General features: G+C 67.8%; 19 protein-coding genes and 1 tRNA gene. 10 read left to right on the top strand and 10 right to left on the bottom strand.

The window, feature by feature from the left end:
• Nucleotides 1-68 precede the first annotated feature (68 nt).
• Entirely contained in the window at nucleotides 69-329 is a 261-nt protein-coding gene (locus tag ASG62_RS04265) for a DUF2188 domain-containing protein (protein ID WP_056700007.1), read from the top strand.
• 71 nt (nucleotides 330-400) lie between these two features.
• On the opposite strand, the gene ASG62_RS04260 is transcribed toward ASG62_RS04265, so the two are convergent.
• The gene (locus tag ASG62_RS04260) at nucleotides 401-1,003 is read right to left on the bottom strand and encodes a DUF5666 domain-containing protein (protein ID WP_156381955.1); all 603 of its coding nucleotides are present in this window, start codon (nucleotides 1,001-1,003) and stop codon (nucleotides 401-403) included.
• A gap of 528 nt (nucleotides 1,004-1,531) precedes the next feature.
• Between ASG62_RS04260 and ASG62_RS04255 the strand changes: the two genes are divergently transcribed.
• From ASG62_RS04255 to ASG62_RS04240, 4 genes are all read left to right on the top strand, one after another.
• The gene (locus tag ASG62_RS04255) at nucleotides 1,532-2,524 is read left to right on the top strand and encodes an SDR family oxidoreductase (RefSeq protein ID WP_056700005.1); all 993 of its coding nucleotides are present in this window, start codon (nucleotides 1,532-1,534) and stop codon (nucleotides 2,522-2,524) included.
• A gap of 28 nt (nucleotides 2,525-2,552) precedes the next feature.
• A complete protein-coding gene (locus ASG62_RS04250) occupies nucleotides 2,553-3,377 on the top strand; it encodes a type 1 glutamine amidotransferase (protein ID WP_056700002.1) in 825 nt (274 codons plus the stop codon).
• A gap of 270 nt (nucleotides 3,378-3,647) precedes the next feature.
• Nucleotides 3,648-5,300: an MFS transporter gene (locus ASG62_RS04245; protein ID WP_056699998.1), complete on the top strand. Its 1,653-nt coding sequence runs from the start codon at nucleotides 3,648-3,650 to the stop codon at nucleotides 5,298-5,300.
• 5 nt (nucleotides 5,301-5,305) lie between these two features.
• Nucleotides 5,306-6,637: an HlyD family secretion protein gene (locus ASG62_RS04240; protein WP_244487695.1), complete on the top strand. Its 1,332-nt coding sequence runs from the start codon at nucleotides 5,306-5,308 to the stop codon at nucleotides 6,635-6,637.
• An 18-nt stretch (nucleotides 6,638-6,655) separates the two neighbouring features.
• Here ASG62_RS04240 and ASG62_RS04235 read toward each other — a convergent pair whose 3' ends face one another.
• The 4 genes from ASG62_RS04235 to ASG62_RS04220 form a co-directional block, all read right to left on the bottom strand.
• The gene (locus tag ASG62_RS04235; RefSeq protein WP_056699995.1) at nucleotides 6,656-8,071 is read right to left on the bottom strand and encodes a TRAP transporter large permease; all 1,416 of its coding nucleotides are present in this window, start codon (nucleotides 8,069-8,071) and stop codon (nucleotides 6,656-6,658) included.
• 3 nt (nucleotides 8,072-8,074) lie between these two features.
• Nucleotides 8,075-8,647 carry a TRAP transporter small permease gene (locus ASG62_RS04230; RefSeq protein WP_056699992.1) on the bottom strand — a complete coding sequence of 191 codons (573 nt, stop codon included), beginning with the start codon at nucleotides 8,645-8,647 and terminating at the stop codon, nucleotides 8,075-8,077.
• A gap of 166 nt (nucleotides 8,648-8,813) precedes the next feature.
• A complete protein-coding gene (locus tag ASG62_RS04225; protein WP_056699988.1) occupies nucleotides 8,814-9,788 on the bottom strand; it encodes a sialic acid TRAP transporter substrate-binding protein SiaP in 975 nt (324 codons plus the stop codon).
• Between the two features lie 68 nt (nucleotides 9,789-9,856).
• Nucleotides 9,857-10,582, bottom strand: coding sequence for a FadR/GntR family transcriptional regulator (locus ASG62_RS04220; RefSeq protein ID WP_056699985.1), 726 nt, complete (start codon nucleotides 10,580-10,582; stop codon nucleotides 9,857-9,859).
• 383 nt (nucleotides 10,583-10,965) lie between these two features.
• Here ASG62_RS04220 and ASG62_RS04215 point away from each other — a divergent pair, with 383 nt between their 5' ends.
• Nucleotides 10,966-11,187: a YMGG-like glycine zipper-containing protein gene (locus ASG62_RS04215; RefSeq protein ID WP_056699982.1), complete on the top strand. Its 222-nt coding sequence runs from the start codon at nucleotides 10,966-10,968 to the stop codon at nucleotides 11,185-11,187.
• 175 nt (nucleotides 11,188-11,362) lie between these two features.
• Complete coding sequence (locus ASG62_RS04210; protein ID WP_056699979.1) at nucleotides 11,363-13,663, top strand: NADP-dependent malic enzyme; 2,301 nt, start codon at nucleotides 11,363-11,365, stop codon at nucleotides 13,661-13,663.
• Nucleotides 13,664-13,721: 58 nt separating this feature from the next.
• Here the strand turns inward: ASG62_RS04210 and ASG62_RS04205 are convergent, their stop codons facing one another.
• Nucleotides 13,722-14,444 (bottom strand): trypsin-like serine peptidase, encoded by a 723-nt coding sequence (locus ASG62_RS04205; protein WP_056699974.1) that lies wholly within the window; start codon nucleotides 14,442-14,444, stop codon nucleotides 13,722-13,724.
• 425 nt (nucleotides 14,445-14,869) lie between these two features.
• Between ASG62_RS04205 and ASG62_RS04200 the strand changes: the two genes are divergently transcribed.
• Nucleotides 14,870-15,085 carry a hypothetical protein gene (locus tag ASG62_RS04200; protein WP_210168391.1) on the top strand — a complete coding sequence of 72 codons (216 nt, stop codon included), beginning with the start codon at nucleotides 14,870-14,872 and terminating at the stop codon, nucleotides 15,083-15,085.
• 50 nt (nucleotides 15,086-15,135) lie between these two features.
• On the opposite strand, the gene ASG62_RS04195 is transcribed toward ASG62_RS04200, so the two are convergent.
• The 4 genes from ASG62_RS04195 to ASG62_RS04180 all read right to left on the bottom strand — a co-directional run bounded on the left by ASG62_RS04195 (nucleotide 15,136) and on the right by ASG62_RS04180 (nucleotide 20,517).
• Nucleotides 15,136-15,897 carry a polysaccharide deacetylase family protein gene (locus ASG62_RS04195; RefSeq protein WP_056700189.1) on the bottom strand — a complete coding sequence of 254 codons (762 nt, stop codon included), beginning with the start codon at nucleotides 15,895-15,897 and terminating at the stop codon, nucleotides 15,136-15,138.
• Nucleotides 15,898-16,081: 184 nt separating this feature from the next.
• Nucleotides 16,082-18,922: a carbohydrate-binding domain-containing protein gene (locus tag ASG62_RS27475; protein WP_056699967.1), complete on the bottom strand. Its 2,841-nt coding sequence runs from the start codon at nucleotides 18,920-18,922 to the stop codon at nucleotides 16,082-16,084.
• 466 nt (nucleotides 18,923-19,388) lie between these two features.
• Nucleotides 19,389-19,464: transfer RNA gene (locus ASG62_RS04185), tRNA-Thr, on the bottom strand.
• Nucleotides 19,465-19,554: 90 nt separating this feature from the next.
• Nucleotides 19,555-20,517 (bottom strand): NAD(P)H-dependent flavin oxidoreductase, encoded by a 963-nt coding sequence (locus ASG62_RS04180; RefSeq protein ID WP_056699966.1) that lies wholly within the window; start codon nucleotides 20,515-20,517, stop codon nucleotides 19,555-19,557.
• A 249-nt stretch (nucleotides 20,518-20,766) separates the two neighbouring features.
• Here ASG62_RS04180 and ASG62_RS04175 point away from each other — a divergent pair, with 249 nt between their 5' ends.
• Together ASG62_RS04175 and ASG62_RS04170 are read left to right on the top strand one after the other, a co-directional pair.
• Nucleotides 20,767-21,573, top strand: a complete 807-nt coding sequence (locus ASG62_RS04175) for an exonuclease domain-containing protein (RefSeq protein ID WP_056699963.1) — start codon at nucleotides 20,767-20,769, stop codon at nucleotides 21,571-21,573.
• A gap of 36 nt (nucleotides 21,574-21,609) precedes the next feature.
• Complete coding sequence (locus ASG62_RS04170) at nucleotides 21,610-23,268, top strand: cisplatin damage response ATP-dependent DNA ligase (protein ID WP_056699961.1); 1,659 nt, start codon at nucleotides 21,610-21,612, stop codon at nucleotides 23,266-23,268.
• The last annotated feature ends 27 nt before the right edge of the window (nucleotides 23,269-23,295 follow it).

Genomic DNA, 23,295 nt, shown 5'->3' with positions numbered 1-23,295 from the left:
GTCGTTTCAGCGATGAACCCCCGGCTCGAACGAGCCGGGCCTGTCCGATGGATCAAGGGGAGAGAGACATGAGCGGACTGACCTACGAGATCGTCCAGCACGATGGCGGATGGGCCTACAAGGTCGGTACGGTCTTCTCCGAGACCTTCCCGAGCCACGATCACGCGCTGGCCGCCGCCAAGGATGCCGCCGCGCGTCAGTCGCTCGCCGGCGAGACGGACGGCATCACCTATCAGGACCAGGACGGCGCCTGGCACGAGGAAGTGGCCGACGGCCGCGATCGCCCGGAGACGGAGGTCGTCGACCAGCCGCCGGGCGGCCGCTCGTAAGATCGGCTACAGACAGACCGTAGGTTTCGAACAGGCGCCGCACGATGCGGCGCCTGTTTCGTTTTCGAGACTTACATCGGGGGCACGACGCCGTTCGTGCCGACCACGACGAAGCCCGTCGAGAGCGTTCCGTCGGCGGCCTTCTTGGCGGGAACGAAGACGGTCGCGCCCTTGACGAGATCGGCCTTGGTCGCTTCCGCGAAGGTCACGACCGGAATGCCGTCGGGGAGGGCGATCGTCTTCGAGCCCTCGGGATAGGTCAGCGTCAGCGAGCGGCCGTCCACGCCTTCGACGGCGTTGGAGACCGTGGCATTGGTCATGGTCGAGCCCTCCTGGAGATCCCAGGGGTAGCTGCCCTCGCCGGTGCCCTTCATGGCGGCCGGGAAGATCAGCACCTCCAGCGCTCCGTCGCCGCCGGCCGCGGCCGGAACGGAGGCGACGCCGACGAAGTCGCCGGCCTTGATGTCCTCGGCCTTGGCGGCCTTCACGCCGCGCACGGCCGTTTCCGGCGTGATCGCGATGGAAACGGTCGGGCCCTCGCGCGAGACGACGGAAAGGCTGGTGTCGGACACGCTCTCGATCGTGCCGCGCACGCGCGCGGGTTCGCCATCGGCGGCGAGCAGCGGAGAGGCGCCAGCAAGGATGATTGCGACGGTTGCAAGGAGACGGCGCATGGAAGGACCTTTCGTTCGTCGGGCGGGCACAGAGCCCAGCTCACGAGCCGGCATGTCGGAGGCCGAACCGTCGCGGCAAGCGCCGAACGCGCGAACGTGATGCGAGGGGGCCCGCTGGTGCATCCCTTTCGCCTGCGCGGAGCTTGAGACGGCGGTGTTCATGCACCTCCGAGCCCCGGTTCTTTTAGGGCCGCTTAACCGCAATGTGGCGAAGACATGGCGATGAAACTCGGCGGAAACGGTCGAGCGCTAGGACGGAGATCTCGTCACCCGGAACCGGACCCGCCATGCGCATCGAGACCTTCGTTTCTCTTTTCGTGCCCACCGTCGCCCTCGGACTGCTGGCCAGCGCCACGAGCTTCGCGCTGATCATTCTCTTCCCCTGATCCATCGGCCGGGCCGGCTGCCATGGCACCGGCCCGGCCGATTTCGCGAGGGCCCGGGCGGACGATGCGTCGCGCCTGCTGCGGCGCAACCTTCGCCGGGGTCCCGCGTCTTCCTGACAGCCCAGTTCAGGAAGGACATTTCATGCCCAAGACAGTCGTGATCACCGGCGGCACCGCCGGGATCGGCCTTGCCAGCGCCGAGGCCTTCGCCCGCAAGGGCTGGAACGTCGCCGTCGTCGCCCGCGAGCCGGAGCGCCTGCGCCAGACCGAGGCGCGGCTTGCCGCCTTCGGCGTCAAGGCGCTGGGCATCGAGGCCGACGTCGCCGATCCCGCCGCCGTCGATGCGGCCGCCGAGCGGGTGGAGCAGGAGCTCGGCCCCATCGACGCCTGGGTCAACAATGCGATGGCGACCCTCGTCGCGCCGGCCGGCGAGATCACGCCGGACGAGTTCCAGCGCGTGACCGACGTCACCTATCACGGACAGGTCTATGGCACGCTGGCGGCGCTGAAGTTCATGCGCAGGCGCGGGCGAGGGTCGATCGTGCAGATCAATTCCGTTCTCGGCATCCGGCCCTTTCCGCTCCAGTCGGCCTATGCCGGCGCGAAGGCGGCGGCGCTCGGCTTCACCAACGCCCTGCGCTCCGAGCTCGATCACGAAGGCGTCCCGGTCACGCTGTCCACCGTCTTCCTGCCGGCGGTGAACACGCCGCAATTTGCGGGTTGGGCGCGCAACAAGATGGGCCGCCGGCAGATCGCGCCGGACCCGGTCTACGATCCGCGCCTGGCGGCCAATGCCATCGTCTTCGCCGCCGAGAACCCGCGCCGCGACATCTGGGTCGGCCGGACCACCTTCATGGCGAGCATACTCCAGCGCATCTGGCCGAATGCCGGCGACTTCTCGGCCAAGAGCGGCTGGGAGGGGCAGCTCTCCGATGAAAAGATCCCGCGGATCGAGGGCAATCTCTTCGCGCCGGCCAAGGGCTCGGCCGTCATCGACGGACCGTTCCGCAACCGGACCCTCTCCAGCCGCCACACGTTCGTCACCAGCCGGCAGCGCGACATCGCCGTTCTCGGCGGCGCGGCGGTTCTGGCCGCCGGCATCGCCCATCTGATCGCGCGGCGGACGGGGATTTGAGGCGCGGCCGGTCGGCCGGGGGCGCGGCATGAGGCTCCTCGTCGCGGGAAGCGAGACGCCGGACGAGCGGGAGGCTCGGCGCGAAGGCGCCGGTGCCTCTTCGGCGGAGACCTACGCCGAAACGCTGCGCGATCTGCGCCCGGGCGCCTCGATCGACATCGTCTCCTGCGTGGACGACGATGCCGAGCCGAACGTCTGGGACCTCGCACGCTACGATGCGGTTTTCTTCGCCGGCTCGCCCCTGCAGATGCAGGACGAGACGACGGAGGCGCGGCGGGCGGCGCGTTTCATGGAGGGCGTGTTCGAGGCGGGCGTTCCGGCCTTCGGCTCCTGCGCGGGGCTGCAGATCGCGGCCGTCGCGGCGGGCGGCACCTGCCGTCCGCGGCAGCCGCGCATGGAGGCCGCCTTTGCCCGGCGCATCACCGCCACCGAGGCGGGCCGGGCCCATCCGCTCCTCGCCGGCCGTCCGGCGGCCTGGGATGCGCCGGCGATGCACTCGTCGGAGATCGTGGACCTGCCGCCCGGCGCGACGGTGCTCGCGAGCACGCGCACGACGCCGGTCCAGGCGATCGAGATCCGGCGCGGCAACGGCGTCTTCTGGGGCGTCCAGTACCACCCGGAACTGACCCTAGCCGAGATCGCCGCCTCCCTGCGGCGGCAGGCGGAGGATCTCGTCGAGGAGCGACTGGCGACGAACAAGGCGGCCGTCGAGACCTATGCCGGCTTCATCGACGCGCTCGACCGCGATTCCGGCCGGCGCGATCTCGCCTGGCAGCTCGGCCTCGACGACGAAGTGCTCCTGCCCGAACGGCGCATGACGGAAATCCGCAACTTCCTCGATCGGTTCGCCTGACGGGTGGCATCCTTCCTGCGGTCGACAGACAGGCGAGCCGATCAGGGCCGACGTCGGTCTTCGAAAGCCATGGGCGGAAGGCTGCAGGGCGGCGGCGGGCTTTCGTCTTCGGCGCCCCGGCAGGCCTTCGTTCGCCGCCCTGACGGGTTGACTTGAACACGCTCCATCCCACCTAGCGAAAATCGGTCCGTTACGCCGCCGTCCTCTTGGGCGCGCCGATCGGCGGATGGGGCCGGAAGGGTCTTCCGCGTCGCGGGGGCGAGGTTTGCCATGAGCCAGGTCCACTATCTGGAGCCGCCACCGAACTGGACGGCGGACGAACGGCCGACGCTGCCCGGATCGCCCTCGACGCCCTATCACCGGCCGCCCGTCCGCGTCGCCTATGGTCTCGTCTCGGTGCTGGTCGGCCTCACGGGCGGCCTCGGCAGCGCGCTGATTGCGGCGAACCTGCCGCAGATCCAGGGGCAGCTCGGGCTGACGCCGGTGGAAGGCGCCTGGCTTCAGGCGGCCTATGTGATGGTCAACGTCTCCTCCAACCTCATCCTCGTGAAGTTCCGCCAGCAGTTCGGCGTGCGGCGCTTCGCCGAGATCGGGATCGGGGCCTTCGTCCTCGTCACGCTGCTGCACGTCATGGCGAACGATTATTCGACCGCGCTCCTGGCGCGCGCCGTCTCCGGCTTCGCGGCGGCGCCGCTGACATCGCTGGCGCTCTACTACATGCTGCAGGCCGTGCCGAAGCGGCATATGGGGGCGGGCATCTGCATCGGCTTCGCCTTCTCGCAATTCGCCGTGCCGATCGCCTGGATCATCTCGCCGCCGCTGCTCGATATCGGCGACTGGCGCGGGCTCTATCTCTTCGAGCTCGGCATGGCGCTCTGCTGCATGGCGGCGATCGTCATCCTGAAACTGCCGCCGGGCGTGCGCATCCGCGTCTTCGAGCCGCTGGACGCCGTGACCTTTCTCCTCTTCGCGCCGGCCATCGCGCTCGTCGCCGCGGTTCTGGCGGAGGGGCGCACGGAGTGGTGGCCGGATCAGCCGTGGATGGCCTGGGCGCTGATCACGGCGCTCGTCCTGTTTCTCGCGGCCTTCTTCGTCGAGCACCATCGCGCGCGGCCGCTGATCCAGACGCGCTGGCTCGCGAGCGCGGAGATCGCCCGCTTCCTCTTCGGCGCGCTCGGCCTGCGCCTGCTTCTGTCCGAGCAGACCTATGCGGCGGCGGGCCTCCTGCGCACGCTCGGCATGGGGCCGGACCAGCTCCAGTCCTTCTATGCCGTCGTGCTGCTCGGCACCGTGGCGGGGGCGGGGCTCGCTGCGCTCCTGTTTCGCGCCGACCGCTTCATCTGGCTTCTCGTCGCCTCCACGGCGCTGATCGTCGTCGCGAGCTTCCTCGACCAGCACGCCTCCAGCCTGACGCGGCCGAGCGATCTCTTCCTCAGCCAATTCATCATGTCGGTGGCGAGCGGGCTCTTCATCGGGCCGCTGGTCTTTCTCGGCATCGGCGTCGCGCTGAGCAAAGGCACCGACCACGTCATCACGCTCTTCGTGCTCTTCTCGATCACGCAGAGCGTCGGCGGCCTTGCCGGTCCCGCGCTCTTCGGCACGTTCCAGCAATATCGCGAGCAGGAATATTCCGCGCAGATCGTGGAGGCGATCGATCCGACCGATCCCGTCGTCGCCCAGCGCCTCCAGGCGCAGAACCAGATCTATGCCCGCTACATCACCGACCCCGTCCGCCGGAACGCGGCGGGGCTCCAGCTCCTGTCGCAGACCGCAACGCGCGAGGCGAACGTGCGCGCCTTCAACGACGTCGTCGTCCTGAACACGATCATGGCGGTCGTCCTTCTCACATGGTCCCTCCTGCGGGCCGTCATTCGAACGCGCGCCGCCAGGGCGGCGCAACGCGCCGCAAAGGGAGCGGTCTGAGCTTCATGGACGACAATCAACGCCCGGACATCGAACCGAACGCAGCCGCTTCGCCCGCCGATGCCGCGACGGACCGGATCGCCAGCGCCACGATGCCGCTCGCGACCGACGCCCAGCCGCCCGGCGCGAGGGCCCCGGCGCCCCTGCCGGACTCCTCGCCTTCGAGCGCCCCGCCGGCCACCCAGCCGGCGTCAGCGGTGCCGGTCGATCCAGGGCCGCCGAAGAAGCTGAAGGCCAAGCCCTCCACCGTGCTTTGGATGATCCTCGTCGCCCTCGTCGGCGCCGGCATCATCCTCTACGCGTGGCGTCTCGGGCCCTTCGCGAGCCCGATCGTCACGACCGAGAACAGCTATGTGCGCGGGCAGATCACGGTGCTCGCGCCGCAGGTCAACGGCTACGTGACCGATGTCCTCGTCACGGACTTCCAGGAGGTGAAGGCCGGTGATCCCTTGGTGAAGATCGACGACCGGATCTATCGCCAGCAGCTCGACCAGGCGGAGGCCTCGCTCGATCAGGCGAGGGCGAACCTTTCCAACGCCGACCAGACGATCGCGCAGAACGAGGCGGAGATCGGGGCACGGCAGGCCGATCTCTTCCAGGCCGAGGCCGTGCTGCAGGTGGCGCAGGCGTCGTCCGATCGCTCGATCGAGCTGGGACGGCAGGGCCTTGCCCCGAGATCGGAGACGGACCAGACGCGCTCGACGCTGCGCACGGCCGAGGCCGGGATCGCGCGGGCGAATGCCGCGATCAACATCGCCCAGCAGACGCGTCGCTCGACGGAAGTGTCCAAGCGCGTCTTGGAGGCCGCCATCCGGTCGGCGGAGGCGCAGGTGGATCTCGCCCAGATCAATCTCGACAACACGATCGTGCGCGCGCCCCGGGACGGGCAGGTGAGCGAGGCCTCGGTCAGGCCCGGCCAGTATGTCTCAGCCGGCTCGCAGCTCCTCTTTCTCGTGCCCCGCACTCTCTGGGTGACGGCGAACTTCAAGGAGACGCAGACCCACTATCTCTTCACCGGCCAGCCCGCCGCCTTCGAGGTGGACGCGCTGGGCGGGGCTCGCTTTACCGGCAAGGTCGTGGAGGTCTCGCCGGCGACGGGGTCGGAATTCGCGGTTCTGCGGGCCGACAATGCCAGCGGCAACTTCACCAAGGTGGTGCAGCGCCTTCCCGTGCGCATCGCGATCGATCCCGGCCAGCCGGGGATCGATCGCTTGAGGCCGGGAATGTCGGTCCTCGCCCATGTCGACACAAGCTCGGCCGCGCCGGCCGCGTCCGGCTGGTGGTCGGGCCTCGACTGGCCCGACCGGGTGAAGGGCTGGTTCGCCGGCGCGTCCTGACGAGGCGCCGGAGTTCGGTCAGACCGGCGGCCGGATCAGCCCCATCTGCGTCGGCAGCCAGAGGCTGACGGCCGGGACGAAGGTGATGATCAGGAGCGCGATGAAGAGCGGCACCAGCCAGGGGATGATGGCCATGGTCGTGCGCTCCACCGAGAGCTTGGCGACGCGCGAGAGCACGAAGAGCACCATGCCGAGCGGGGGATGGAGGAGGCCGATCATCAGGTTCAGCGTGATGACGAGGCCGAACTGCACGGGATCGATGCCGAACTTCAGGACGATCGGCAGAAGGATCGGCACGAGGATCGAGATGGCCGCGATCGTGTCGAGGAAGCATCCGACGATGAGCACGAGGATGTTCACGAGGATCAGGAAGACCCACTTGTTGTCCGTGATCGACAGGATGAAGTCCGACAGCGCCTGCGCGGCCTGACTGACGGTGAGGAGCCAGGCGAAGATCGAGGCGGCCGTGACGATGAAGAGCACGGAGGCCGTGGTCTCGATCGTGTCGAAGCCGGCTTTGGCGAGCGACTTGAAGCTCATGGAGCGGTAGCGCACGAGGCCGAGGAAGAGCGACCAGATGACGGCGGCCATGGCCGCTTCCGTCGGCGTGAACCAGCCGAGCGTCATGCCGCCGATGAGGATGACGGGCGTCATCAGCGCCATGACGGCGGAGAAGTCGAAATACCAGTCGAGCGCGATCAGCGCGACGAGGGCGATGGAGATCGAGATGTTCAGCGACAGGCCGAGCTCGACCAGGATGTAGACCGAGAGCGGGAAGGCGATGACGACGAGGACCTCGACCGAGGCCGCCATCAGCTTGCGGATCTCGAAGGGCGCGTCGGAGCCCCAGCCGTATTTGCGGGCGAAATAGGCGACCGTTCCCATCATCAGGAGCGTCATCACGATGCCGGGCAGGATGCCCGCCATGAAGAGCGCGCCGATCGAGACGTTGGCCATCATGCCGTAGATGACGAAGGGCAGGGACGGCGGGAAGATCGGCCCGAGCGTCGCGGAGGCGGCGGTCACGCCGACGGCGGCCTCCACGGGATAGCCGTGGTCCTTCATCGCCTTGATCTCGATCGTGCCGATGCCAGCGGCGTCGGCGAGCGCGGTGCCGGACATGCCGGAGAAGATCACGGAGCCGATGATGTTCACCTGGGCGAGACCGCCCTTCATCCAGCCGACCAGGGCGATGGCGAAGGTGTAGATGCGGCCCGTGACGCCGGCGATGTTCATGAGATTGCCGGCGAGGATGAAGAAGGGAACCGCCAGGAGCGGGAAGCTCTCGACGCCCGCGATCATGCGCTGGGCGAGGATGATCTCCGGCGCGACGTTGTAGGCCGCGATGTAGAGGAGCGAGGCGACCGCCATGGAGACGGCGACCGGAATGCCGACCAGCATGAGGACGAGGAAGGAGCCGATGAGAAGGGCCATGACTTATTCTCCGATGCCGTCGAAGGCGCCCGGTCGCTCCAGCACCGAGTAGCCGCGTCGCAGATTCTGGATGAAGACCTGCACCGAGCGCAGGGCCATGAGGGCGAAGGCGGCGAAGATCGTGTAGAAGACGATGTTGCGCGGCAGATCGACCGTCACCATCCGTTCGCGCCGCACGATCCCGGCATAGCGCCAGAAGAGATAGGCCGCGTAAAAGAAGAAGCCGATGCGCACGAGGTCGACGAAGAGCGCGAGCCCGCGTCCGACCTTCGGCGGAATGTAGTGGTAGATGATGTCGACATGGATGTGCCGCGACTGGCGCACGCACATGACGGAGCCGAGAAAGACCACGACGACGAGACCGTTGATCGCGATCTCCTCGGTCCAGGCGAGGCTGTTGTTCATGATGTAGCGGGTGAAGAACTGCAGGAAGACGCAGACCGCCATGCCCCAGAAGACGGCCTGGGTGATCCAGTCCTCGACGGCATAGGGTTTCAGGTCGACCTCGGGATTGGCGTCCTCGAAGGCGTGGGCGAGTTCTTCGGCGCTCACCGGCGCATGGGGCGTCTGCGACATCTCGTTCCTTTCTCGGTGGCGCGTCTGGCTCGGTGGCGCGTCTGGCTCTGCGGCGCGTCTGGAGACCCGGCGGGCACCGCTCGGCCGGCCGGGTCTCGTCAAGGACCGGGCGGGGCCCCTGCGGGCGCCGTCCGGCTCGTCTCGCGCGGCTTTCGCCGGGCGCGCGTTACTTGACGGCGCGGATCTCGTCGTAGTCGGCCTTGACGTAGCCGAAGTCCTCCAGCGGGACCTTCTCGACGACGGTCTTCTCGAAGTCGGCCTTGTCGACCTCGTTCACCGAGACGCCGCGATCCTTGAAGGTCTGGACGAGGGCGGTCTCGCGCTCGACGATGATCTTGGCGGTGCGCGCGGCCGCTTCCTGCGTGACCTCGGTGAAGATGGCCTTGTCGGCATCCGAGAGCTGGCCCCAGAGCGTGCCCGAGACGACCGTGTTGAGATGGTCGACGATGTGGCCGGTCAGCGCGATGTTCTTCTGAACCTCGTAGAACTTCTTCGCCTCGATCGTCGTCAGCGGGTTTTCCTGGGCCTCGACCGTGCCGTTCTGCAGGGCGAGATAGACCTCGGCGAAGGCGATCGGCGCGGTGTTGGCGCCGCAGGCGCGCGGCATGGCGAGATAGGCCGGCACGTCCGGCACGCGGATCTTCAGGCCCGCCATGTCGGCGCAGGTGTTGATCGGCTTGTTGGAGGTCGTGTGGCGCGCGCCGTAGTAGCTGACGGCCGTGATGTGATGGCCGGAGGCCTCCTCGTAGCCGGCGGCCAGACGCTGGAAGACGGGGGACTTGGTGTAGGCGATCAGATGATCGGCGTTGCGGAAGATGTAGGGATAGTAGGTCACGCCGATCGGCGCGTATTCGCGCGCGGCGAAGCTCGAGCCGGAGATGATCATGTCGACCGTGCCGAGCGTCAGGCCCTGGTTGAGATCGGCTTCCTTGCCGAGCTGGGAGGCCGGATAGACGTCGATCTTGTAGCGGCCTTCCGTGCGCTTGGCGATTTCGCCGGCGGCCCAGACGCTCTCGGTGTGGAAGGGCTCGGACGTCTCGTAGACATGGGCCCATTTCAGCGTGGTCTGCGCGCTGGCGGGCAGGGCGCCGAACGCGAAGCTCGCGGCGAGGCCAAGGGCGGCGATGAGGCTGGTCTTCATGATGGTTGGTCCTCCCGGTTGGGTTCTTGGCAAGGAACGGCCGCCTCCCAGCGCCCGCGATCGAAGGGTCAGGCGAAGGCGGCGCGCTCCTCTGCGCCGGCTCCCTCGCCGAAATTGCGCGAGAAGCGCTTCTGCGACTCCTGCAGGTGGCGGCGCATGGCCGCCTTGGCCGCCTCGCCGTCGCCGGCCGCGATGGCGTCGCGAACGGCGCGGTGCTCGATCAGCGCCTCGCTCCAGGTGTGGTCGTTCTCGAAATAGGTCGAAAGCCGCTCGAAGAAGGGATTGATGCGCTGGTCGAACAGCTCCCCGATGAAGCGCACGAGCACCGCGTTGCCGAGGATGCCGGCGATGGCGCAGTGGAACTCCCGGTCGAGATCGATCGTGGCCTGCGAGGCGTGGGCGCCGCCCTCCATCTGCGCGAGCAGCGCATCGAGCAGCGCGATGTCGGCGGAACTTGCCAGCGTGGCGGCCTCCTGAACGAGCGCACCTTCGATCAGCGCCCGGGCGCGCAGAAGCTCGAACGGCCCCTCGATCGAACCCGGCGTCAGCGCAGGGCCGGCTTTCGGCGCGGCGACGAAGATGCCCGAACCCACGCGGATGCGGATGCGGCCCTCGACCTCGAGCGCGATCAGCGCCTCTCGCACGGTCGGGCGGGAGATGCCGAGCTGCTCGGCGAGATCGCGCTCTGACGGCAGCCGGTCGCCGATGGCGAACTCGCCGCCTTCGATCAGCGCGCGCAGCTGTTCGGCGACCTGCTGATACAGGCGCCTGGGTTGGATCGCCGTGATCGGCATCGTTCCCTCGTCTCCCCCCGATCCGCCCATCTTCAGATTGGTCAGACCATTTGACCGGTAGAGTGACGAGGGTTCCGAGCGGCGTCAAGATCAATCATGTCATCATTTCGGCGAAGGCGTGGCCGTCCGAAGCCATCCCCGCATTCGCCCGGCGGCGTCAGGATGAGGCGCCAGATGATGTCCCGCCGCGTCTATCGTCGCAACAGTCGAAGTCGAAACGGCTCCCGGACCGCTCGTCTTCTGCTGAAAAGTTGCTGCAGTGCGGTATGGCATGTCTCGTCTCTATTGAGCCGTGTGCGGTTCGTTTCGGTGCGGCCCGCCGGGAACGAAACCTCATGGTCTCAGGTTGGCCCAAGGGACAATCGAAACTCTGGAGATCGGATATGCGCATCCTTTGGAAACCGGCCCTCGCCCTCGGGGCCATCGTCGCGGTCTCGTCGGGCTGCACGACCGGCGAGCGCACGGTCGGCGGCGCGCTGATCGGCGGCACGGGCGGCGCGGTTCTTGGCAATGCGGTCGGCGGATCGGGCGGGGCCGTGGTCGGCGGCCTTGCGGGCGGCACGGCCGGCGCTCTCGTCGGGCGCAACACCGGCCGGCGGTACTAATGCCTCGAAGCGCCGGCTACGCCATGCCCGACCCCCGGTCGGCGCTTCGCACTGCACAATCGATCGTTGTGGACCTTGCGGCGCGTTTGGTGCCGAAGTGCCTTGTCATCGTCGGACGAACCGGGAATGGCTGCGGCCGGACGACGATACGCATGGTTTGATCGAGGGCACCCGAATGGCATTGGACGATACGAAAAAGGCGGCGGACGAGACGAAGAAGGCGGCGGATCGGCAGGCGGCGCTCGACTACCACGAGTTTCCAAAGCCCGGTAAGCTCGAGATCCGCGCGACCAAGCCGATGGCCACGGGTCGCGATCTGTCGCGCGCCTATTCGCCCGGTGTCGCCGACGCCTGTCTGGAAATCGAGAAGACCCCGTCCGATTCGTATCGCTACACGGCGCGCGGCAATCTCGTCGCCGTCATCTCCAACGGCACGGCCGTTCTCGGCCTCGGCAATATCGGCGCCGAAGCCTCCAAGCCCGTGATGGAGGGCAAGGCGGTCCTCTTCAAGAAGTTCGCCGGCATTGACTGTTTCGACATCGAGGTGAACGAGCCCGATCCCGAGAAGCTCGCCGATCTCGTCTGCCGGCTGGAGCCGACCTTCGGCGCGATCAACCTCGAGGACATCAAGGCGCCCGACTGCTTCCTCGTCGAGAAGATCTGCCGCGAGCGCATGTCGATCCCGGTCTTCCACGACGACCAGCACGGCACGGCCATCGTCGCCGCCGCCGCCGCGACCAACGCGCTGAAGGTCGCGGGCAAGAGCTTTGCCGATATCCGCATCGTCGCGCTCGGCGCGGGCGCGGCCGGCATCGCCTGCCTCAAGATGTTTCTCGTGATGGGCGCCAAGCTCGAGAACATCACGATGCTGGACTCCAAGGGCGTGGTGCACGACCGGCGCAACGACCTGACGGCCGAGAAGCGCGAGTTCGCGCGGCAGACCGAGAAGCGCACGACGCTGGAGGCCATGGAGGGCGCGGACCTCTTCCTCGGCGTCTCCGGCCCCGGCCTTCTGACGCAGGAGATGGTGGCGCGGATGGCGCCCTCGCCGATCATCTTCGCGCTGGCCAATCCGACGCCGGAAATCATGCCGGAGCTGGCCCGCGAGGTCAGCCCGAACGCGCTGATCGCGACGGGCCGCTCGGACTATCCGAACCAGGTCAACAACGTCCTCTGCTTCCCCTTCATCTTCCGCGGCGCGCTCGATGTCGGGGCGAAGCAGATCAACGACGAGATGAAGGTCGCCTGCGTCGAGGCCATCGCCGAACTCGCGCGCGCCACGACTTCGGCGGAGGTGGGCCTTGCCTATCAGGGCGAGCGGCTGACCTTCGGGCCGGACTATCTGATCCCCAAGCCCTTCGATCCGCGGCTTCTTTCCACGATCGCGCCGGCCGTCGCCAAGGCCGCGATGGAAAGCGGGGTCGCGACGCGCCAGCTCGATCTCGTCGCCTATAAGGAGAAGCTGCAGGGGCAGGTCTACAAGTCCGCGCTCATCATGCGCCCGGCCTTCGAGGCTGCCCGTCTCGGCCAGCGCCGCGTCGTCTTCGCGGAGGGCGAGGAGCCGCGCGTGCTCGGTGCCGCCCAGGCGATGGTGGAGGAGGGGATGGCCATGCCGATCCTCATCGGCCGCCCCGAGGTCGTCGAATCGCGCATCGAGCGCGACGGCCTGACGCTGCGCCCCGGCGTCAACGTCGAACTGGTGAACCCGGAAAACGACAGCCGCTTCCGCGATTACTGGACGAGCTATCACCAGCTGATGCGCCGCAACGGCGTGACGCCCGATCTCGCCAAGACGATCCTGCGCACGAACACGACGGCCATCGCCGCCGTCATGGTCCATCGCGGCGAAGCGGATTCGATGATCTGCGGCACGATCGGCGAGTATTTCCGCCATCTCAGCGACATCAGGCAGATCCTGTCCTCGCCGACGCTGCATCCGGTCGGCGCGCTTTCGCTGATCCTTCTCGACAAGGGGCCGCTCTTCGTCGGCGACACGCATGTCCATGTCGAGCCGTCGCCCGAGCAGATCGCCGAGACCATGGTCGCGGCCGCGCGGCACGTCCGCCGGTTCGGGCTGGAGCCGAAGGTGGCGCTGTGCTCGTCCTCGCAGTTCGGCAATTTCGATTCCGCGCCGGGCCGTCTCGCCCGCGAGGCGCTGGCCGTGCTGGACGCGCGCCAGACCGACTTCGAATACGAGGGCGAGATGCACACGGACGCGGCGCTCGATCCCGAGCTTCGCGCCCGGCTCTTCCCCGACGGGCGGCTGACCGGCGCGGCGAACGTCCTCGTCTACGTTAATGCCGATGCGGCGGGCGCGGCGCGCAACATCCTGCGCTCGGTCGCGGAAGGGCTCGAGGTCGGCCCGATCCTGATGGGCATGGGCAACCGTGCCCATATCGTGACCGCCGGCGTCACGGTTCGAGGTCTCCTCAACATCGCCGCGCTCGCGGGCACGCCGGTCTCGAGCTACGGCTGATCTCGGCTTCGAGGAGGGTTCCGCGCCGGTCGGGTGCGGAACCCATTCCTGTGGGCCGTCAGGGCGCCGGGGGCAGGGCCTTGGCGATGCTGGAGGCGGGAACGGCGATGCCGAAGCTGCGCGCTCCGATCTGGCTGATGGCGACGCTGATTCCGGCAAGCTCGCCTGTCGCGCCGTCGATCATCGGGCCGCCGGAAAACCCGTGCGACAGAGGGCAGTTCGTGACGAGAAGCGCGTCCTCGACGCCGCCGAAGACCTTGCAGGGCTCGGTCGCCGTCAGGACCTCGCTCCGCTCCTGGGCAAAGCCCGCCGCCCGGACGCTCGATGCCGGCGGCTCGCCCGCATGGGGCATGGCCATCGGCGGGAAGGCGGCGGGCGCCGCCTCCGCGAGGCGAAGGATCGCCCAATCCTGCGAAGCGGAGGCGGCCTTGCCGCCGGGCTCGTAGCCCTTGGCGATCGTGATCTCCGACGCGGTCGTGTGAAAGCCGTACCGCCCTTTCGAGAAACCGAAGAGGATGTGGATCGAGGCCGGCTGGAGGAAGCGCCGGCTGGCCGGGTTGTAGAGGCAGTGCGCCGCCGTCACCGCGATGTCGCGCCGAACGAGGACCGCCGAGCACCGGCCATAGGCGCTGTTGTTGATCCGCCCCACCGCCGACCACGGCGCCTTGCCGATATCGACGGCGATCCGGTCCGCGGGCGCGCCCGGCTCGCCGCCCGCAGCGGGCGAGGCGAGGAGGACGAGAAGACCGGTGAACGTTCGCAGAATCTGAATCAGCCGCATGCGTCAGCATAGGACGAGGAGCCAGCGATCGCACGCGGGGATCGAGCTTTGTCCACCATGAGCACGCGTTCCGCGCGTATGGCGCGTGTCACGGAGCTGCGGAAGCTTCAGACGGATTTCCACAACCTTTCGTCAACTACGGTTCGATCCATGCCGCGGATCGACGGTGGTCTCTTCTGCTCCGTAGCCCCGCCTCAAGCCCATGAAAGGACAGGGACGGACGCGCGCTCGCGCCCCTGTCGTCGATCACTTCCGGCAGCTCGATCGAGGCGCTCCCGGTGCGCTGCAGCATTTCATTCCCGGCAGGGGCTTCCGCAAGCGGTGGAATTGGTGCAACTGTTGCGGCTCGCAAACCTGCCGCTACGGCATATCGAGAACGAGGGTCCCCATCAGGAACCGCGATCGAACGGGTGACTTGTCTGCACATGACAATTTCGAAGCCTCCCGTATCGCCTTTGCGTCTCGCCGAGCTCGCCCTCGAAAACGGCTGGCCCGTCGATGAGGTCGCAGGCGCGCTGTTCGCCATGCTCGGCGCGACAGACCGGGCCGAGACGGTCGTGATCGAGACATCGTCGCCCAGCGACAGGCGGTCGGACGTCGTGCGCGGGGCGTTCGAGCGCCGATCGTCGGGAAAGGGCTGAGTCCGGGCATCCCCGAACTCTCTGCTTCGCTCCGGGAGACCGCTCCGGCCTCAGAACGCCGGCGTCTTTCCCGGCAACGTGGCATGGCCCAGCCCGCTCGCCTCGCTCTCGGCATCGTCCAGCCGCACGAAACTCGCGCCGGCCTGCTTCAGCGCGAGAAGGCCGGCCGCGATGCCGGCGCCTGCGGCATGGGTGGGCTGGTTGATATGGGCGATCACGACGTCGCCGTTCTTGGCGGCCCGCAGGCGCTTCTCGGTCGCGGCCGCCGAGAGCGAGGCGCCGACATCCGCGTTGAGCGAGTAGCCGGCGATCTTCAGGCCCTTGGCCTCGATGGCCTCCACCGCGTCCGCGCTGTAGCGCGCCGTCGCGCCGCGGAACCAATGCGGGGTGGCGCCCGTGGAAAGCCGGATCGCCTCGCTGCCGCCCTCGACCTCGGCCCTGACCGCCTCCAGCGTTCCCGCCGTCACGAGGCCAAAGACCTTCGCCTCGTCCGTTACCGCAGGAATGTGGCGCGCGCCGTGGTTCTCGATTTCGAAGAGATTCCCATGGGCCCGGATGACCGCGAGCGCCTCGGCATTGCGCTTCAGCCATCGCGCGGTCACGAAGAAGGTCGCGGGAATGCGTTCGGCCACGAGGAGATCGAGGATACGGTGATCGACCGCGCCCGAGCAGGCGTCGAAGGTCAGCGCGATCTCGCGCGGCGCGGCGGTGTGGACGAGCCGCAGCCCCGGCTCGAGATCGCGTGCGAGGACCGGCGCGGACAGGGCCGAGGGTATCAGCGCGAGCAGGATCAAGGTGCGGAAGGGCGTCATCGAAGGCTCCGGGGCGAATGCCGGAGCGATAGACGACCGGAGACGAAGGCGGAAGAGCGGACGCTCGGCATCACGTCGGTCGCCCGCGTCCTTCGACGCCATGGTCCGCAGGGCGCTTCGATGCCGAAGCGCCCTGCGAGCTCTGACAGTCGGCCGGGACTGGCCGACCTCCGGGCGCGGACCGTCAGGCCAGCCCGTCGTCGTGAAGCGTGAAGGACTGGACACCGACGCCCATCAGCGAGAGGCGTGCGTCCGAGACGTCCACGCCGTTATACGTGGCGCCGTCCAAGTAGAGGTTGCGGTCCGTGCCGGCCGTGCCGTCATAGGCATCGTTCAGGAAGTCGATGCTGACCTTGTGGTCGCCCGACGCCCAATTGCCGTTGACGGTGATGAGTTCGGACTGGCCGGCGGCATGCGAAGCATGGGCGGTCATCACGCCGCCGACCTGCTTGCCGTCGACCGAGATGGTGAACTGCGCGTCGCCCTTGTAGGCATCCTCGCTGATCTTCAGGACCAGCTTGTCGGAACCGGTCCCGATCGTCGTGCCGGCCGGTGTCGCCGCCTGGACGGATGATGCCGAAACCTCCGCCGTGTCGCGCAGGGTGAAATCCTTGGCGCCCGCGCTGTTCAGCGAGAACTCGCTGCCCGCTATCGCCTTGCCGTTATAGGTGGCGCCGTCGACATAGAGATTGCGGTCGGTCTTGACGGTGCCGTCATAGGCGTCGTTCAGGAAGTTGATGCTGACCTTGTGGTCGCCGGGCGCCCAGTTGCCGTTCACGGTCACGATGTCGGACTGCTTGTCGGCATGCGAGGCATGGGCCGTCATCACGCCTCCGACCTGCTTGCCGTCGACGGAGATGGTGAACTGCGCATCGCCCTTGTAGGCGTCCTCGCTGATCTTCAGAACCAGCTTGTCCGGCCCCGTGCCGATGGTCGTGCCGGCGGGCGACGGCGACGGTGCCGGGGTGGCCGGGGTGGCCGGGGCCGTCGCCTCCGCGGTGTCGCGCAGCGTGAAGTCCTTGGCGCCCGAGCTGTTCAGCGAGAACTCGCTGCCCGCTATGGCCTTGCCGTTGTAGGTGGCGCCGTCGACATGGAGATTGCGGTCCTTGCCGGCCGCGCCGTCATAGACGTCGTTCAGGAAATTGACGGTGACCTTATGGTCGCCGGGCGCCCAGTTGCCGTTCACGGTGATCGTGTCGGACTGTTTGGCGGCGTGCGAGGCATGGGCGGTGAGAACGCCGCCGATCTGCTTGCCGTCGACGGAAATGGTGAACTGCGCGTCGCCCTTGTAGGCGTCCTCGCTGATCTTCAGAACCAGCTTGTCCGGCCCTGTCCCGATCGTCGTGTGCGACGGCGCCGGGGTGGTCGGTGCCGTGGGCGCTGCCGTGTCGCGCAGGGTGAAGTTCTGGGGGCCGCCGACCTTCAACGCGATCTCGCTGCCGGCGATGGCCTTGCCGTTGTAGGTGGCGCCGTCGACGTAGAGGTTGCGGTCCGTCTTGGTGCTGCCCTCGGAATAGTCGTTGAGGAAGTTGACGGTGACCTTGTGGTCGCCGGGCGCCCAGTTGCCGTTGACGGTGATCGTGTCGGACTGCTTGGCGGCGTGCGAGGCATGGGCGGTGAGAACGCCGCCGACCTGCTTGCCGTCGACCGAGATGGTGAACTGCGCGTCGCCCTTGTGAGCGTCCTCGCTGATCTTCAAAACCAGCTTGTCCGGTCCCGTGCCGATGGTCGTGTCGACGGGTTTGGGCGTCGTCGTCGGGGGCGGCGTTGGCGTCGGTGTCGGAGCCGGGGTGACGGGAACGGTCGGAGGCGTCTGGACGCCCGTGGCCCCGGACACCTGAAGCACCAGCGGGTGATCGGTCAGGCCGAGCTGGACGGACGAGACGTTGTGGAGCGTCTGGATGGCTCCGGTGCCCTTCAGCGGATCGAAGACCTGCACGGTCTCGAACGTCTTGCCGAGGCTGACGGTGACGGTGCTCGTCGGGGCCGCGATCGCGCGGTTGGCGGCCTGGTCCCAGATGTCCGGCTCGTTCCAGGCGATGATCTGGAAGGAGGCATCCGACTTCTGCATGAGATAGGTGTGCCCTGTGCTCGGCAGGCCGCTGACGGAATAGTCCAGCGAGCCCGCCTTGAAGCCGCCGGCGCTGCCGCCGGCATCGCGCAGGATCGTCGTGAAATTGTGGATGGCCGTCGCGACGGGCTTGGCCGAGCCGTCCAGCCGGAACATGCCGAAATGGCTTTCCTGGTCGCCGCCGCCCTTGTGGTCGGGATAGGCGTCGAGCAGCTGGTAGAGATTGGTGATCTTGGAGCCCTGCTGGGCCGCGTCCATGTACATGTTGAGGGTCAGCTTGGCCTGGGTGGCTTCGTCGACGCCCTCCCAGCCGCCGTTCCGGTCCGCGCTGAGCGAGGTGTGGTAGCCGCCCTCGGTGATCGCGAAGCCCTTGCCGGGATCGATCGCCGCTTGCGCCTTGGCTTCCGCCACGACCGTGTCGCGCGGCTGGTCGCCGTTCTTGGGATAGGGATGGATGTTGTTCCAGTCCGAATCGGACGCATGGACCGGGTAGTCGGTGAAGCCGAGAACGGGGATGTTCTTCAGGAGAGGATCGGCATTGACCGCGTCGAAGAGGGCCGCCTGATAGGCCTGGGCGCCCGCCGTGCCGGTCAGTCCGCGATAGGTCACGGGCCAGTTGTTGACCTCGTTCGGCCCCTCGATGCCGGTGATGGCGCCCGGATGGGCGGCGGCGAACTGGTGGAGGCGGCCGACGACGACCTCGGGATCGACATTGCCCTGAACGACGAAGGTGAACTTCAGGCCCGCCTTGGCGGCATCGGCGAGATGCCCCTGGCCGAACGCGTCTGAGGCCGGATTGGGCGCGGCGTCGCGGACATGGTTGATCCCGAGAAACTTCAGCGCGGCGATGTCGGCGTCGATGTCGCGGTACTGGCCGTCGGTGTAGTCGATATGGGTTGCGACCCCCATCGTGTCGATCAGATCGGACACGCGCACAGCGTTCTGAAGAGGCATTTTGCCCACTCTCCCCGTTGTCGCTCAGCTGGGTTGGCTAACTCTAGGACATTTCAAGGCGATCGTTAGCTAAGCAATGAATATAATTAACGCTTACCGTCTCGGGAGTCTGGCGGTCAACCCTTATCCGAACCTGTCGAGGCGGGCTCGGTCCCGCTCGGCCGGGGGCGGGCGAAATCTCTCCCCGGTCTCGGGCGAACAGAAGGGCGGCCCCGTGACCGGCCTCGAAGAAATGGCGCAGCCCCTATAGGGCAGGGGAAAGCGGCCCCGCCTCCGGCGCCGTCGACGCCTCGTCTCGATCAGAAAAAAGCGGCTGTCGGCGCCCGGATTTATCCGGCGGACGTCGTCGTTCAGGCGGGGAAGAAAAATGCTGAGGAGGGTAAGCGTCCAGCCCGCAAGTGTCCGCAAACGCAAAAGGCGCCTTCCGGCGCCCAAGGTTATCGAATGCTGATTGCTTGAAAGGAAATGGTGCCGCTTAGGTGACTCGAACACCTGACCCCGTCATTACGAATGACGTGCTCTACCAACTGAGCTAAAGCGGCCTGCCCTGGCGAAGCGCTGCTGCGCCGGACGAGGGGTCTGATAGACGCAATCGCGGCCGGGTTCAAGCGGCAATCGTCGTCAAGCTGTCCTCAGGCTTGCGGAAAGAGGCGGCGGCGGGCGGCGGCGTATTCGTCGGCGAGGCGGTCGACGAGGGCGGCGGCCGGCACGACGGCGTCGACGGAGCCGATGCCCTGGCCGGAACCCCAGATGTCCTTCCAGGCCTTGGCCGCGCTGGAGCCGCCGAAGTTCATCGCGGAGGGATCGCTCTCGGGCAGCTTGTCGGGATCGAGGCCCGCGGCTTCGATGGAGGCCTTCAGGTAGTTGCCGTGAATGCCGGTGAAGAGATTGGTGTAGACGATGTCGGAGGCGGAACCTGCTACGATGCCCTCCTTGTAGGCGGGGGCGGCGCGGGCCTCCTCCGTCGCGATGAAGGCCGAGCCGATATAGGCGCCGTCGGCGCCCATCGCCTCGGCCGCGAGGACGGCGCCGCCCGTCGCGATCGCGCCGGAGAGGAAGAGCGGGCCGTCGAACCAGCGGCGGATCTCGGAGACGAGCGCGAAGGGCGAGAGCGTCCCGGCATGGCCGCCCGCGCCCGTCGCCACCGCGATCAGCCCGTCCGCGCCCTTGCGGATCGCGCTTCTGGCGAAGCGGTCGTTGATCACGTCGTGAAGGACGATGCCGCCATAGGAATGGACGGCCTCGTTCACCTCCGGCACCGCGCCGAGCGAGGTGATGACGATCGGCACCTTGTGCTTCACGCAGACCATGAGATCGGCCTGGAGCCGGTCGTTGGACTTGTGGACGATCTGATTGACGGCAAAGGGCGCGGCCGGCCGGTCGGGATGCTCGCGGTCGTGTGCGGCGAGGCCCTCTTTGATCTCGTGCAGCCATTCGTCGAGCTGGGCGGCGGGGCGTGCGTTGAGCGCGGGGAAGGAGCCGACGATGCCGGCCTTGCACTGCGCCATGACGAGGGGCGGATGCGAGATGATGAAGAGCGGCGCGGCGACGACCGGAACGCGCAGCCGGTCTTTGAGGATGATGGGCAGGGCCATGAAGAACTCCGCTTCGCTTTGACGTTTACGTCAATCGGGCTCTTGCCTAGCGGGATCGCGGGTTCGGATCAAGCGGCTTGGCGCCGGCCGGAGCGGCGCGACAGCGAGCGACCTCATCCATTGGCGAGCGTGCGCCGCGGCCACAGTCGCGCGTGAAACGAAGAATTTCTCTGGACAGGTTGGGGAGCGCGACGATGCGCGCGGGCGGGGGGCTTGCCAAGCGCGCCGCCAGAACCGACCTTGAACCCGATGCTCGACCTCTTTCCGCTCGCGCCCGTAACGCCGTCCCTCTTCGCCGATTGCGTGCCCTCGCTCGTGCGCGTCATCGACACGGAGACGGCCGGGCAGAGCTTCGAGAAGGATGCGGTCATCGAGATCGGATCGGTCGATTTCGATCTTTCCACCGGCGCGATCTTCAATCCGCTCCAGTCGCTCTGCGATCCCGCCGGCGTCGAGATCAATCCGCATGCCCGCCGCGTGCACCAGATCTCCGACGAGATGCTGACGGGCGCGCCGTCCTTCGAGGAGGCGGTCCAGCGCTTTGCTGGCGCCCCGGCCTATGCCGCGCAGCGCTCGGATTTCGACCGGCCGCGCCTGAAGCTCGCGGGCCGCTGGCTCTGTACCTACAAGCTGGCGCTGCGGGCCTTTCCCGAGGTTCGGGCGCACGGGCTCCAGAGCTTGGTCAAGTATGTCCCGCTGGACCTGACCGAGGTCCGGCCGCTGATGGCGGGGCTGCATCCGCACAGGGCGCTCTACGACGCGCTGGCGACCGCCGTGCTGCTTCGCCGGATCGCGGATGTGCTGATGCCGCGCTGCCGCGACGTGGAGGATTTCCTCGACCGGGCGGAGCGCGTGACCAAGCAGCCGGCGCTCCTGGCCAAGCTGCGTTTCGGCAAGCACAAGGGCGTGCCGCTCGCCGAGGTGCCGGCGGACTATCTGGAATGGCTGGTGGCCGAGCCCGGCATGGACGCCGACGCCGTCTTCACCGCGCGGCATCATCTCGCACGTCAGACGATTCGCGGCGCCCGACCTCTTCCCGTCGCCGCAACGCTCTAGGTTCTCCGGGCGGCATCACGCTGCGCGCCGGAGATCATGCAGCCCTTCGCCGAACTTCTCGACCGCCTCGTCCTCACGCCGTCCCGCAACGGCAAGCTGCGGCTGATGGCGGATCATTTCCGCGACGTGCCGGACCCCGAGCGCGGCTATGCGCTGGCGGCGATCACGGGCGGGCTCGACATCCGCTCGGTGAAGCCCGCCATGCTGCGCGCGCTGATGGCGGACCGGATGGACGAGGTGCTCTTCGGCTATTCCTACGACTATGTGGGCGATCTCGCCGAGACGATCGCGCTCGTCTGGCCGGCGCCGCACGACGGCGACCGCGAGACCGATCCGCCGACGTTGGAGGAGGTGATCTCGGAACTCGACGCGGCGACGCGGGCGGAGGGGCCGAAGCTCGTGGAGGCTTGGCTGGACCGACTGGATTCGTCCGGCCGCTACGCTCTTCTAAAGCTCGTCACCGGCTCCATGCGCATCGGCGTGTCCTCGCGCCTCGCCAAGCAGGCTCTGGCCGATTTCGGGCAGAAGGACGTGTCGGAGATCGAGGAGCTCTGGCACGGGCTGGACGTGCCCTATCTCGAGCTCTTCGCCTGGCTGGAGGGCCGCGCGGAGAAGCCCGTCTCGGCGGCGGCCTCGCCGTTCCGGCCCGTGATGCTCTCGCAGCCGCTGGAGGCGCCGGATTACGGGCGCATACTGCCCGCGGACTACGCGGCGGAGTGGAAGTGGGACGGCATCCGCGTGCAGGCGACGGTGGAGCGCGGCGTGCGCCGGCTCTATTCGCGCACCGGCGACGACATCAGCCACGCCTTCCCCGATCTCCTGGCGGCCATGGACTACGAGGGCTCGCTCGACGGCGAGCTCCTCGTGGCGCGACCGGCCGCGAAGGGCCGCGCGAAGGTGAAGCCGCATGAGGGACCGCCGGAGGACGACATCGTCGTCGGCACCTTTTCCGATCTCCAGCAGCGGCTGAACCGAAAGGCGGTCTCGGCGGCCGTCATGGACAAGCATCCGGTGTTCCTCCGGGCCTACGATCTCCTGCAGGACGGGCCGGAGGATCTGCGCGCGCTGCCCTTCGCCGAGCGGCGCCAGCGGCTGGACCCGTTCGTCGCTGCGCTGGAGTCGACGCGCTTCGACATCTCGCCCTTCGTGCCCTTCGAGAGCTTCGAGGATCTCGGGCGCCTGCGCGTGAACCCGCCTCATCCGGTGATCGAGGGCGTGATGCTGAAGCGGTGGGACAGCGCCTACGTGCCGGGGCGGCCGAAGGGGCCCTGGTTCAAGTGGAAACAGGACCCGCATCTGATCGACGCGGTGCTGATGTATGCCCAGCGCGGGCACGGCAAGCGGTCGAGCTTCTATTCCGACTACACGTTCGGCGTCTGGGCGGGCGAGGCGGACCAGCCGGAGCTGGTGCCGGTGGGCAAGGCCTATTTCGGCTTCACCGACGAGGAGCTGAAGCTGCTCGACAAGTACATCCGCGACAACACGATCCAGCGCTTCGGCCCCGTGCGCTCGGTGCGGGCCGAGCCCGACCACGGGCTGGTGCTGGAGGTCGCCTTCGAGGGGCTGCAGCGCTCGACGCGCCACAAGAGCGGCGTCGCCATGCGCTTTCCGCGCATTTCGCGCCTGCGCTGGGACAAGCCCGCCTTCGAGGCCGATCGCATCGAGACCTTGCAGGCCATGCTCGGCGAAGGGTGATTCGTCAGGCGACGGCTTGCGCGGCGC

The sequence above is a fragment of the Aureimonas sp. Leaf427 genome (assembly GCF_001425485.1).
In the GTDB taxonomy this organism is placed as follows: domain Bacteria; phylum Pseudomonadota; class Alphaproteobacteria; order Rhizobiales; family Rhizobiaceae; genus Plantimonas.
Note: the sequence above shows the minus strand (reverse complement) of the source record. Positions and strands in the feature narration are given on the sequence as shown.